Source organism: Pseudoalteromonas sp. L23 (assembly GCF_021728455.1).
Lineage (GTDB): Bacteria > Pseudomonadota > Gammaproteobacteria > Enterobacterales > Alteromonadaceae > Pseudoalteromonas.
The window spans coordinates 459,052-472,228 of sequence record NZ_JAKKCW010000001.1; the positions used below are offsets into that span (position 1 = coordinate 459,052).

12 protein-coding genes are annotated in these 13,177 nt (G+C 43.6%); 7 read left to right on the top strand and 5 right to left on the bottom strand.

Annotation, left to right across the window (positions count from 1 at the left end; all coding sequences use genetic code 11):
• Positions 1 to 118 precede the first annotated feature (118 nt).
• From L3V43_RS02110 to L3V43_RS02140, 7 genes are all read left to right on the top strand, one after another.
• Positions 119 to 1,057, top strand: a complete 939-nt coding sequence (locus tag L3V43_RS02110) for a hypothetical protein (protein ID WP_010606168.1) — start codon at positions 119 to 121, stop codon at positions 1,055 to 1,057.
• A gap of 23 nt (positions 1,058 to 1,080) precedes the next feature.
• Complete coding sequence (locus tag L3V43_RS02115; RefSeq protein ID WP_039493655.1) at positions 1,081 to 1,980, top strand: DUF350 domain-containing protein; 900 nt, start codon at positions 1,081 to 1,083, stop codon at positions 1,978 to 1,980.
• A 3-nt stretch (positions 1,981 to 1,983) separates the two neighbouring features.
• Positions 1,984 to 3,720, top strand: coding sequence for a polyamine aminopropyltransferase (locus L3V43_RS02120; RefSeq protein WP_102057324.1), 1,737 nt, complete (start codon positions 1,984 to 1,986; stop codon positions 3,718 to 3,720).
• A gap of 81 nt (positions 3,721 to 3,801) precedes the next feature.
• A complete protein-coding gene (locus tag L3V43_RS02125; RefSeq protein WP_010606165.1) occupies positions 3,802 to 4,215 on the top strand; it encodes a DUF2170 family protein in 414 nt (137 codons plus the stop codon).
• Between the two features lie 15 nt (positions 4,216 to 4,230).
• On the top strand, positions 4,231 to 4,920 hold the full coding sequence (locus L3V43_RS02130; protein ID WP_102057325.1) for a PspA/IM30 family protein: 690 nt from the start codon (positions 4,231 to 4,233) through the stop codon (positions 4,918 to 4,920).
• 65 nt (positions 4,921 to 4,985) lie between these two features.
• Positions 4,986 to 5,624: a DUF4178 domain-containing protein gene (locus L3V43_RS02135; protein WP_010606163.1), complete on the top strand. Its 639-nt coding sequence runs from the start codon at positions 4,986 to 4,988 to the stop codon at positions 5,622 to 5,624.
• Entirely contained in the window at positions 5,621 to 5,947 is a 327-nt protein-coding gene (locus tag L3V43_RS02140) for a hypothetical protein (protein ID WP_069018990.1), read from the top strand. The genes L3V43_RS02135 and L3V43_RS02140 overlap by 4 nt, the downstream gene beginning before the upstream one ends.
• A gap of 98 nt (positions 5,948 to 6,045) precedes the next feature.
• Here L3V43_RS02140 and L3V43_RS02145 read toward each other — a convergent pair whose 3' ends face one another.
• From L3V43_RS02145 to L3V43_RS02165, 5 genes are all read right to left on the bottom strand, one after another.
• A complete protein-coding gene (locus L3V43_RS02145) occupies positions 6,046 to 6,525 on the bottom strand; it encodes an FKBP-type peptidyl-prolyl cis-trans isomerase (protein ID WP_010606161.1) in 480 nt (159 codons plus the stop codon).
• The gene (locus L3V43_RS02150; RefSeq protein ID WP_237115799.1) at positions 6,512 to 8,941 is read right to left on the bottom strand and encodes an AAA family ATPase; all 2,430 of its coding nucleotides are present in this window, start codon (positions 8,939 to 8,941) and stop codon (positions 6,512 to 6,514) included. Before L3V43_RS02150 ends, L3V43_RS02145 begins: the two co-directional genes overlap by 14 nt.
• 71 nt (positions 8,942 to 9,012) lie before the next feature.
• Positions 9,013 to 9,471, bottom strand: a complete 459-nt coding sequence (locus L3V43_RS02155) for a hypothetical protein (RefSeq protein ID WP_017216346.1) — start codon at positions 9,469 to 9,471, stop codon at positions 9,013 to 9,015.
• A 134-nt stretch (positions 9,472 to 9,605) separates the two neighbouring features.
• Positions 9,606 to 11,741, bottom strand: a complete 2,136-nt coding sequence (locus L3V43_RS02160; RefSeq protein ID WP_237115798.1) for a TonB-dependent receptor — start codon at positions 11,739 to 11,741, stop codon at positions 9,606 to 9,608.
• Positions 11,742 to 11,921: 180 nt separating this feature from the next.
• Entirely contained in the window at positions 11,922 to 12,998 is a 1,077-nt protein-coding gene (locus tag L3V43_RS02165) for a PepSY-associated TM helix domain-containing protein (RefSeq protein WP_266069460.1), read from the bottom strand.
• Positions 12,999 to 13,177 lie beyond the last annotated feature (179 nt).

Below are 13,177 nucleotides of genomic sequence, written 5' to 3' on the forward strand. Positions count from 1 at the left end.
GATTTATTGTTACAATTTAAGCCCATTTAACATGCCAATCGCGGCACGTTTGAGTTGACTTAAGCTCAATAAAACAGCACATTTAAATGAACGGTCAAGGTAGATTAGGTGACAATGAATGTCCAACTTTAGAATTTGGAAACTGGTTAGCCTACTGTGTGTTTTGAGCCTAATGCTGGGCTGCGAATCGAAAGAAGAACGTATCCAGCAAACCATTACACATACACTTCAAGAAGCTTCAACAGCGATAAATACGCTGGGAACCGCCCTTGATAAAAAGCAGGTGAGAAATGCCAACCTTTTGACTGAGTATGGCAAAGTACTTAGTCAGCAAAAACCTCAGCTCAGTGAAATTGCGCAAATTATTGCCCAAGACGCAACAAGCAGTGGAACCTTATATCAGAGTTTATTGACTCGTTATCAGTCCCTCAAGTCCCCCGCTCCAAGTATGAACAGCGACGACATTATCAACCAAGCAGTGTTGTTAAAAGAAGCCGCTTCCATCAGTTTGTTCAATGATGCGCTGACAGATCCAATCAATGTTTTAGCTGATATGTCAGATGGCAAGCTAGCGCGAGTTGGCGCTATTAGTCAGCAGGCGGAACAAGCGGCAAACGGTCAGACCAGTGTCGGCAATCAGCTTGTTGGCAATGCCAACTATGGCGAATGGCAGACTAACTCTAACGGCACTAGCTTTTGGATGTGGTATGGCATGTATCGCATGCTTGGAGATATTGTCGGTGATGTGGAATATGGCCGCTGGAGTAAACATCGCAGATACAGTTACTACAGCGACTATGGCCGCCACAGATACACCAGTTATAAAGGCTACAAACGCCAAACTGAGCTCGCCAAACGTACTCAACAATCGTATCAACGCCAAGGCAAACAATTTACCAGTCCCTATGCCAAGAAAAAATCTGGCGCTTCAGGGTTAAGTCGAAGTAGTAACACCCCATCAGCAGTAACTCGAAGCAGCTATTCTCGAACATCAAGCTACGGCTCTGTTCGCAATAGCTCAAGTAGAACCTCCCGTGGCGTAAGCCGGGGCAAATAGCGCATATATAGCGGAGTTAACACATGTACCAATTTAACGGATTAACAGCTTGGACTTTTCAAGCATTGCTAATAGATATGGCGGTGATCGTCGCGTTATTTGTTAGCTTAAAATACATCAAAGGTTGGGTATCTAACCTTCATGCAAACGATGAAATCACAGAAAAAGACAACTTTGCATTTGGCCTCAGTTTTGCTGGTGGTTTAGCAGGTCTGGCCATTGTAATTTCAGGTATTTCAAGTGGTGCTTTTGCCAGTTCTTTAGCTCAAGAAGCGCTACAAATGGCAGGCTATGGTATCGTTGGTATCATCCTTATCAAGCTCGGTCACTTTTTCCAAGACAAAGTCGCGCTACGCAAGGTAAACCTCCATGACGAAATCGTTAAAGGTAATGTCACCTCAGCACTGATTGACTTTGGCCATGTGGTGAGCGTTGCCATTGTGATCCGCTCAGCTCTACTTTGGGTACTCACAGAAGGCTGGTATGGCTTACCTATTGTGGTTGCAGCCTTCATTATTGGTAATATTTGTATGCTGCTTGTGAGCCAATACCGAGTACAACTATTCAAGCGCACCAACAAAAGTGGCGACTGTTTACAGCAGGCAATCAAAGACAACAATATCGCGGTTGGGATCCGCTACGCGGGCTTTTTAATCGGCTCGGCTCTGGCACTGACTGCAGCGTCCGGTTTAGCGCCGTATGTAGCTGACAATATTAACTCAAGCCTACTTTACTGGAGTATTGCAGCACTGGGTAGCATTGTGCTTTTCATCGTCTTACACCTCGTCATGATAAAAATTATTCTGGCAGGTAAAGATATTTCCGATGAAGTGAACAGACAAAAGAATGTTGGTGTTGCTGCAATCTCAGCCGCGCTTTCTTTTGCGATTGGTACGACTATGGCAAGTTTGTTAGGTGCATAACCCTTGAGCGCATCTGCACCACAAACTTCAGCAAGAGTGACCGGCAACTGGTCGTTGTTTGGTCACGACACCCTACTTATTGGCGTCATGGCCATTTTGGCCGGTTGCGGCCTAATCTACGAATATTTACTCTCTCATTATGCTGGTCGCGTTTTAGGCTCTGTAGAAAGCGCGATTTATGCCATGATAGGCACTATGATCGTGGCCATGGGCATTGGCGCATTTTTAGCACGCTGGTTCAAGGATCCTTTTACCGCTTTTGCATGGCTTGAAAGCCTAATCGCGCTACTCGGCATGAGCAGTATTTTGGTGATCGCCAGTGTTATTGCACTTACCTATACCCTGCCCCACACGCTTTCTAGCCTTTACAGCCTGCCTCCCGATAGTGTCTTAGATGGCATGCCATTTGCGCAATTACAAGCATTTGCCCGATTTTTACCTTATGTTTTCGGCCTCATTCTAGGCATTTTAATTGGCATGGAAATTCCGCTGATTGCTAGGATCCGTCAACAAGTGTATGGCCGCTTCCTTGAAAATAACGCAGGTACCATTTACGGTGCAGATTATATCGGTGCTGGTGTTGGTGCTGCCATTTGGGTCACGATTATGCTTGCGCTGCCAATAATGCAAGCAGCAGCGTGGACTGCGCTATTTAATATCATTGCAGGACTTATCTTCCTATGGCGTTACCATGCTCATGTCCGCTTCGCTAAGCTGCTGTTTGCTTGCCACTTTGTTCTACTTGGTATCTTTTTTGTCATCCTGAGCCATGGCTCTCTTTGGATGAAAGACCTCAGCAATGTGCTATACAAAGACAAGGTGATCTATTCAGAATCAACTAAGTATCAACATGTTGTCATCACTGAGCGATTGAGCCGCGCACAACCGATGCCAATTAACGATTTATTCTTAAATGGTCGATTACAGTTTTCATCTGTAGATGAACAGATCTATCACACTATGCTCGTTTATCCTGCAATGCTGGCTTCTAACCGGCGCGAAAAGGTATTAATCATTGGCGGCGGAGATGGTCTGGCACTTCGAGATGTACTGGAATGGCCTGTTGAAAATGCAACCTTAATCGATTTGGATGGACAACTACTTTCGTTATTTGGACTACAAGGGCAGCCCTACCCAGCTAGACCACATATCACCAGTCAATTAACCCGCTTGAATGGCAACGCCTTAAACGATCCAAGAGCAACGGTTATCGTTGCAGATGCATTTTTAGAAGTAGAAAAAATGCTCGACCAAGGTAGACAATTTGACACCATCATTATCGACTTACCTGACCCTAATCACCCCGATTTGAATAAACTATATAGCGACTACTTTTATAATCATGTGCGTCAATTACTGGCACCCGATGGTGCACTCGCTATTCAGTCAACATCTCCCTATCACGCCAAAAAAGCGTTTATTAGCATAGCTAAAACGGTAAAGCATGCCGGGTTTACGCATGTTGAGCAATATCAGCAGAATATTCCCTCATTTGGCCAATGGGGATGGACAATCGCAACGAGAACAGGACAACCAGCAAGTGCTAGGATCCGGTCGGTCGAGTCTTTGCCTGTTCCAAGTAACTGGATAAACAAAGAGTATTTACTCGCGACGTTCGCCTTCCCAAATCGCTTTTTTGACGGAGCAAAAGATATTGAAGTCAACCAGTTAGGAACGGGCAGACTATACGATTATTATCGCCAAGCATGGCAAACAGAAGATGAGTTGTATAAAAATTAGCGCACGGTCATTGACATATTATGTCTTACGTGCAACTCTTAACTCAGACATAATATGTCAAAACAAAAAAGGTAAATGAAGATGGAATTAAATGAACTATCAATCAAATTAGCATCATTTGAAACAGAAGGTGCTAACTTCGAATCATTCTTAATCGCCAATGAAGGCGAGCAAGATGTATTGCAAGTGATTGTTGACGGAAATGACGAATTACCAATTTTTGTGACTCAGACTGAAGAACAACTTGTATGCATTAGTTACCTATTTAAAGAGAATGAGGTAAAGCCTGAGTTGCTAAACGAGTTAAATGAAGCACTATTAAAACTGAATGTGCCGATCCCGCTGAGTGCGTTTGCTAAAATTGATGAGCAGTATGCGATATTTGGTGCTCTAGCCGTTTCCTCCTCAATTGATGAGATCACGCACGAACTGGTCACCCTCGCGGACAATGCAATCGAAGCATTGGAAGCCGTGACTGTGTATTTGAATGAGTAATATTGGAGTTGTGAAATGAGTATTTTAAAGAAATTATTTACTGCTGTTCGTGGTGGCGCTAGAGAAGTTGGTGAGTCAATTGTTGACGCAAATGGCATTCGTATTTTTGAGCAAGAAATTGCTGACGCACAAAACGCATTAGCTAAAGCCAAAAAGAACTTAACAGAAGTAATGGCGAAAGAGATGCAGACAAAACGCAAATTAGCTGCACTTGACGAAAGCATTATCGAGCATGAAAACTATGCTGGACAAGCGCTCGAAAAAGGTAACGAAGCTTTAGCGGTAGAAATCGCAGAGAAAATCGGTGAATTTGAAGTTGAGCGCGCAGAGCACCAGCAAGTGCTAGACGGTTTTAGTAAACATGTGATCCTGTTAAAACAGCAAATTAAAGAAGCTGAAAAAACGATTAAAGAAAACCAGCGCCAACTAACAATGGTAAAAACCACAGACAGCGTTCAAAAAGCAACCATGGCAGTAAACAGTACGCTAAATACCAATACGTCATCTATGGTAAATGCACGTCAGTCGCTTGAGCGTATCAAGCAACGCCAGCAAGATAGGCAAGATCAACTGGCTGCGGCAAAAGAGCTTGAAGCCGCTGCAACGGGTGCAGATCTAAAAGCCAAAATGGCAGAAGCTGGAATTGGCTCTACGCAAAAGAGTAATGATATTCTTGAACGTATTAGAGCGAAACAAAGCAACTAATATTTGCCGAATAGAAAAAGGAGGCCTCGCCTCCTTTTTACCCTTTTTGATTATGTAGGTGCATTATGTTTGGCTTTTTTAAATCAAAAAAAACTCCTGAGCGACAACTTACTCATGCAAAAGATCTGCAAGTTGGAGACATGCTCACCATCATCGATTCGTTCGCTTACCCTAGCTGGCTCAAGGGACAAACCCTCAAAGTTGTTGGCGTACAAACTTACCAATTTGAACGCAGCGCTGCATATGAATTTGTTCTCGAAAGTGATTCAGGTAACATTACTTTTTTGCAAATTGAACAAAGTGACGGTGAGGAATACGCGAATTTCTCTATCAAAATCCAAAGAGAAGACGTCGATGCTATTTTTACGCTTGATGAATTTGCGCGTATTTTCGATGAAGAAGCACTGACCCACATCGACACCCACGCTACTCCGGAGATTTTCGAGCGATTTTTAGGTAAAAGCTATCAACAAAGTGAAGCGCCCTACGTTTGCTATTTTTACGATAGCGATTATCGCGGTCGCGCCTTGCCACGCTATCAAGATGAAAGTGGCGAAGTATGTGAAGTTATCGAGTTACTTAGTCCTGACGAAAAGTTCGCTATCAATATCGAGATCTGGGATGGGGGGGAAACTGACGTGTCACTAACCATGTGTCGCCCACTGAGCGATATTGTCGACCTATTTCCTGGAGCTAACTCGTGACCACAAGAGAAGACAAGTGGAAACGTCAAGAAGTGGCATTGAGGGCCACACAAATGGCCTTCGATTTAACCACGGAAGTACAAAAAAGTATTAAAAAGCAGGCGATAGACGAAGAGCTAACGCCATCCGATATGATCAGAAAGATCCTTGATTTAGAAGTTAAATCGAAGAAAACTCGGCAACGCTTATCCTTCAATCTAACCGATGAAGAAATCGCACTACTGGCGGAACGTTTTGGCGTTGACCCCAACGACAAACGGGCCGTAAAGCAACAGGTCGCCAATATGCTGCTTAGTCGCTATACAGAAAATAAAGGAAAATAATTGGCTGTATTTATGTAGATTGTTGCTCCATTAACTGCGTATGGCGCTACGTTTATTCAAGCTATATGCCGTAGCGCCTTACACAACAATAACACTGATCACTCTACCGCGAGCAGCTCAACTTCAAACACTAATAACGAACCCGGTTCGATTTTACCTGCAGCACGGTCACCATAGCCTAAGTCTGGACCAATCCAAAAGCGGTATTTATCCCCTTCGCTCATCAACTGCACACCTTCGGTCCAACCCGGGATCACTTGATTAAGTCCAAAGCTGATGGGTTGGTCACGCAGTACCGAACTGTCGAATACGGAGCCATCAAGTAAAGTGCCATGATAATGCACTTTAACTTTGCTCGTTGCATTTGGCTGTTTGCCACCGTCAGTTTGAGTGATTATTTCGTACTGAAGACCTGAGTCAGTTTTATGAACCTCTGTGCGCTTTTCGTTTTCTTTCAAAAAGTCAGCCGCTTGAATTCGATTAAACTGCGCAAGCTGCTTTTGTTTCTGACCACCACGAAAAAACACCACTGCAATCACCAGTGCAACAATAACGAGGATAATATTAGTTGTCGTCATGGTTTTCTTCTCCTTTGTCATCATCGCCGTTTACGACTTTCGCAATACGCTCAAGCTTCGCCATTGCAACTGCATTGATACTGTTTCCGGGATAGCCTTCATCACTTAGCTCTCCTGCAGGTCTATCCATTAACAAGCTAAGCGCTTCATCTACTGTGGCAACGGCATAGACATGGAATAAGCCTTTTTCAACAGCTGCAATCACTTGATCATCTAACACTAAGTTGACTGTGTTAGATTCAGGAACGATCACCCCTTGCTTACCTGTGAGGCCTCGCATTTTGCAGAGTTTAAAGAAGCCTTCGATTTTTTCGTTTACACCACCAATGGCTTGTACTTCACCGTGTTGGTTTATTGAGCCGGTGAGCGCTAAAGATTGATCCACAGGGAGTTGCGTCACCGCCGATAGCAGCGCACAAAGCTCTGCAAGTGATGCGCTATCACCGTCAATAAAACCATAATTTTGTTCAATGGCGATATTTGCACTGAGTGTCAGGCTAAAGTCTTGCGCATACTTGTTACCTAGGTAACCGGTAAGCAGCATCACGCCTTTTGAGTGAATTGACTTACCTAAGTCTACCTCACGTTCAACGTCAATCACCCCGTCAGCACCTGCGTATACCGTAGAGGTAATACGCGCAGGCGTACCAAATGCGGTGTCACCAATATGCAGTACCGTCAGGCCATTTACCTTACCAATTGCGGTGCCTTCAGTTGCAATCAAGGTATGCCCTTCTTGAATATCGCTGAGCATATTTTCACTTAACTGCCCTGTTCGATATTCTTTTCCAGCTATCGCTTCATCGATGTGATTAGCGGCAATTTGGTTTACGCCATCTTGCTTGGCATAAAAACTGGCTTCTGCCACCAGCTCCAAAACATCAGCAAAGCGCGCCGAAAGCTTACTGTGGTGCTCCGCTTGGCGATAGCTAAATTTAAGCATACGCGCCAGCGCCGCTGAGCTAAGCTCAATTTTCAAGGTATCATTACAGTATTCCATCACCTTAGTGATAAATTGATACTGCATTTTGTCCGAGCTTGGTAAATAGTAATCAAAATCGGCCAGCACTCTAAATAGTTCTGCAAACTCTTCATCGTATTCACCAATGGTGTAATACAGGTCTCGCGAACCCAAAAGAATAATTTTGACATCCAACGGAATTAGCTGCGGCTTTAAGGTAAAGCTGCTGCCCACCGAATTGTCTTGGTACGGTAGGTCATTTTTAATTTGGTGGGTTTTTAACGACAGTTTAAGGCCATCCCACACCTGGGCGTTAGCCATGACCTTTTCCGCATCCATGATCAGATAACCGCCATTGGCGCGGTGCAATGCACCGGCTTGAATAGAGCGATAGCTGGTGATCAAATTACCTTGAGAGGTTGCATATTCCACCTTACCAAAAATATTACCAAAGGTCGGATTTGGCTCATACACTACAGGCGCAGGGTCGTCCTCTTTAAACTCAACCAGAATATTGGGCGCAAAAAAGTCAGTGAGCATTCCCTTTGAGTCAAAGTCATCTTTGTTTTCGTCGCTGTTACTACTATCGTCGTCTAGCCAATCTAATACCGCATCGACAATTTCAACCTTGAGGTCTTTAAGATAACGCAGCACGCCAATGTGTGCGGCATACTTATGCTCAAGTGCTTTTAATAGCGGTTTAGTCGCCATTTCAATGGTGGTTTTTTTAAGATTACGCAAGCGCTCTGAGGATTCGCGTTTCCATCTTGGCAGCTCAATAAGCGACTCAATGAGGGCATCTTCTAATGTTTCAATTGCGGTTAAAAAGTGTGCCTGAACATGCTCGTCTAGTGCCGAAAACTCCGTATCACTGAGCTGTTTACCATCGACCACAGGAGCAAAGCCAACTGTCCCTGTATCTTCTATCAGTGCAACACTCATATTCATAGCTTGTTGCTCAACAGCGGTGATCGCAGCATCGTATTTTTGTTCGAATTCTTTATCTAGCGACTTTTTCTTGCGTTGATAACCCGGATTGTCAAAAGCTGCAGGAAAAGTATCTAAGATCTCATCGATAAAGGCGTCTATATCAGCCTCAAGCTGCTTACTTTCGCCCGCCTGCATAAATAGCGCGATAGGCTCACGATGGTCGTCATAGTTATTAACGTACAACCATTCTTTGGGCGTTGGCTTAGTTTTACTGTGCGCCTCGAGCTTGTCTTTCACCATGGTAAAACGACCCAGCGCCGCTTCTCCCATGACATATACATTATAACCGGGAAGCTCCATCCCCAGGGCAAAGTCTAGGGCGGTTTGAGCGCGTTGCTGGCCAATAAATGGCAGCGCTTCTGGGTAAGGGTTTTGGATACAATTTTCTATGTGAGTCAACGAAACTGATGGTGCAAGCTGACTGGCCTGCAATGATTTTTCAGACGACAATTTAGATTTGGTCATTCTAACTTCTTTGTATTATTCGCATACGTTAGTCTACTCAGCTTGGTGCTTCCAAGCTGAGCGTCCACACTTTAGGGCGCTAATGCTTTTCTAGTATATTCCCCATGCCCGCACTCGCTGCAAGCTGGGATCTTGATGGCATAATAAACATCTAATTTATAGCCACAATTCTTACATACTAATTGTCCCAAAGCTATCCATTCACCTTCTTTATAAATGCCTTGGTGTTCAAAATCTTTTAAAAGTGCGGACCACTCAAGTTGAGTTCTATCTTCTAATTGGGATATTTCAAATAAGATGTTGGCTTTGAGCTCACTCCAAGCCGCTTCATCATAGAAGGATTTGTTTTCGAGAAGATGTTCCAAGTCACGTTTTAAATAGTAACTATAATCATCATAGGTTTGTTTGGTGTAGTCTTTCAGTGCGCTCTGCGCTTCCCAGAATCGCTTAGATAAATCGTCAATTTCATGTTCTTTGACGTCTTTGAGCCAATCGGAAAATTGATCCAGCCATTTTTGATAATCCGCCATTGCTACACTCCTGTTTCGCCAATAGATTAAGTGTAGACCAGATATACCATTCATTGTATTAGGGTTTGCTGAACTGGGTGCTCAGCAAACCCATTTGGCTTTAGATTATGAAGCCAAAAGTCATTGCTATTAGCTTAGAAGCGATACTTCACGCCAACGGTTGCTGTTGTACCAAGGCCTTTGATGTTATAGCCACCGTACGTATAGGCTTGTGCGCGAGCTGGGTAGTAGTCTGAATTAAATAAGTTCTCAATACCAACAAATGCTTGCCAGCTTTGGCCGAATTGATATTGACCACTAAAGTTAACCACGTTATAGCTGTCAATTGGACCTTGATCTCCAACATAGTTACCTTTATCGTTCCGCTCAAAGCGTTTACGGTCGCCGACATGTAACCAGCTTAACGTCATCGATAACGCATCAATTGGCTGCCAGTTTAGGTTTGCCGTAAGCTTTGGTGGGCTAATTTGTCTCGAGCCAAGGTACGTATCCGCTTTAGTATCTTTACCCTCAACATAGCTATATGTGGCAATGAGTTTTAGCGTGTCATTGATCTTGTAATCGACAAGTGCCTCATAACCCCAAATTTTTTGTGGTGCTCGAACAGGCTCATAAACTCCGGTTACTTCATTGAATTTATTCGTTGTGCCAAACTCAGATGTACTTCTATATGCCGCAAATTCAAATCGTAACGTCTCAAATTGAGAGTTAAAACCGATTTCGTAGTTATCAACAATCGATGCTTCTGTTTGAATTTGACCAATATCTTCTACTGTTGCACTGCGCAGCAGACGGCCAATATCCGAGATGTCAGAGCCCTGCGAGTAACTGGCGAATGGGCTAAACTTCTCATTTGCGTTATATTTAATACCCACGTTGTACGTTGTGGCGTCATAGTCAATGGTGTCGCCTTTCACGTTAAGTGGTACAGAGCACTGATCCGCTGAACGGCAAAGTTTTAGTGTTTGGTAATCAGCTACCGCAAGATCAATACTTTCTTGTCTCACTCCCGCTTTTAACACTAGGTCATCGGCAACAATCCACTTGGTCTGTAGGTAACCTGCAATGCTTTCCATGTCCATTTCTGGCACCCAAATACGACCATCAACAAGTGGCTGTGAGGTCACATCATTCAACGCATCAATACCATAAATGAAGGTAGCTTGGACATTGTCAAAATCAACCAAGGTATTAAATGTCGCACGCGCGCCCTTTTTTTCAGAGCGGATGATAGATTGACCGCCAGTGTATCCTTCATCAGGGTTTGCTAAGCTTGGAGAGAAGAAGAACACGTTCTCAATGTCTTGCATATACGCATCAAGCGTCATTTGTGTATTAGCAAAAACTTCTATATCGGTGTATTTCAAAGTAATGTTTTCATTACCTTCAGGACCTTGTGGCTTACCTTCTTTTTGCTGAGCTGGTGGCACGTGAATAGCGTAAGATTTTTCACCTAAATTGATGTTACCAAATACATCACCTAGGTCCGTTTTTTGCTGTGAACTGTAGAAGTTATAGCTAAATTGCAGTTGCTTGTCTTCGTCAAAGTCATAGCCCAGCTTAGTGAAGTAGTTTTCTGTCACGGTATCCGACAGACCATACTGTAAACCCAGAATATCACCTTCTGCATCACGCTGAACACCATTTTCTTCATAGCTTGCCGTGACTAAATAACTAAATTGGTCAACGCGGCCATTAATCGCGCCCGCAATTCGAGCACCCGCACTCTCTGCAAGTTTTACTGCGCTAAAGCGGCTAGATAGGCTAATTTCACCTTCTGGTTTGCCATCGCTTTTAGCCTGCTTGGTGATGTAGTTAATGATCCCGCCTGAAGCACCATTACCATAAATTGAGGTTGCCCCTTTGATAACTTCTATACGAGCGATGGCACTTGGATCGAGTGTTTTTACACCCAAAGAACCATTTCGCAGTGGTGTAGACTGAGGTACACCGTCAATCATCACCAGAGGCGCACGTCCACGCAACGATTGCCCAGTATTGCTTGAACTACCCGTATCCGGAGCAAGACCAGGAACAATTTGAGATAACAAACTTTGTAGTTCTGGATTTACTTTTAAATGATCTTCGATTTGTTTTTGATTAATAATCGTAATGGAGGCAGGCACTTCATCGATGCTTTCAAACACACGACTGCCCGAGACCACGATATGCTCCATATCTGCAGCTTGAAGATCTTTAACATTGGTATCGTCTGCAATGGCTGCTGCGCTAACAGCCAACGCTACCATACTGAGAGTAGTTTTTAACATGGTTATCCTTGCTGGATTTAGAATAATAATGATGTAAAAAGCGGCAATATAATATTGCCAAACTTCAGTAAAAACAAGGTTAATGTGAATAGTTTGCATTACCCTTTACTGCAAGACCATCCTACTTTACATCGATTTTTGCAATTATATCCACATAACAGTAACTTAGAGTGAAGTTAATTACCGCTTCCTACGATGACGTTGCAGCCAAAAATACAGGCCGGATACCGTGAAAAAAGTCGGAATTAAGGCAAGCATTAACCAAACAAATTGCACGATGGGACCGGCAAAGTCACCAATATGAAACTTGTACTTAAAGTTCCATATTTGCGTAGCGACTCCGGCTTTTGATGCATCATATTGCGCTACCACCTCACTGTTATAAGGATTTACCCAAACCCAGCTGTAGGCATGACTTTCACCAGGGTTTTGAACTCTATAAGCGACGCTGTCGGACGCTTTGTCAGGCATATAAATACGGAACAACTGACCGTCTGGGAAGATAGATTTTACGCGCTTTGTAGCGCTATTTAAATCGTAGGGTAAGCCGTGAAAATTAACCGCAATAGTGGGTGGTTTTGGCCTTACTTCAACCTCATCAAAGCTTAACCACTCAACCACAGCCTTAGTTTGCGGCTGCCAGTTAAACGCCATACCACTGAAGGCAATGAGCAGTATAGGTAAAAGCAAATATACCCCCAATACGGTGTGTAACTGATAAAGCAAAATCCTTAGCTTAGCTTTTGGTTTTATCACTAATCGTTTCAAGCAATTTTTAGGCTTTACCCAAAGATAAAAGCCCAACACTAACTCAATAATGAGTACAAGTGCACAAATAGATACCCAGTCTCTAAGCGGCTTTTTGTTGTCAGCATCTTCAAACAACAACCAACGGTGTAGCGCCATCGTAAAGCCATATATCGTAGAATAATACTCGTAGCGATGAAGGATCTCGCCACTGTAGGGGTTAACGCTAACATAATCACCGCTAGACAACTTCAGTTGCCACGCCAAATCCGGTTGCTGCTCAGGCATAAACAGTGAAACTTTTTCAGCGGTTGTAGATTCAATAAAGGTTACTATTTGCTCTACCCCAAGAGGCTCAGACTGTGGCTCAACTCGCCACAACTGAGGCTGAGTAAGATATTGAATATCTTTGGCATATATAAGCAGTGCCCCAGTTAAGCTTAAGCAAATAATAAATGCACCAGCCACTAGCGCCATTACTAGGTGAGCACGGCGTAACCACAATTTTATCAAGGGAATTCTCAAACTTCTTTCGATATTTAGCAATAGTAAGTGATAATAACTCTTACTTGCAACAGCACAAAATTTACCCTTTTACCGCTGCAGATCTTCGCGTAGTTTATCTCCACTTCGACACCACCTTTAGTCCGCGGCAATCGACTAAAATAATTCCACTTTAGGTGCTGTGA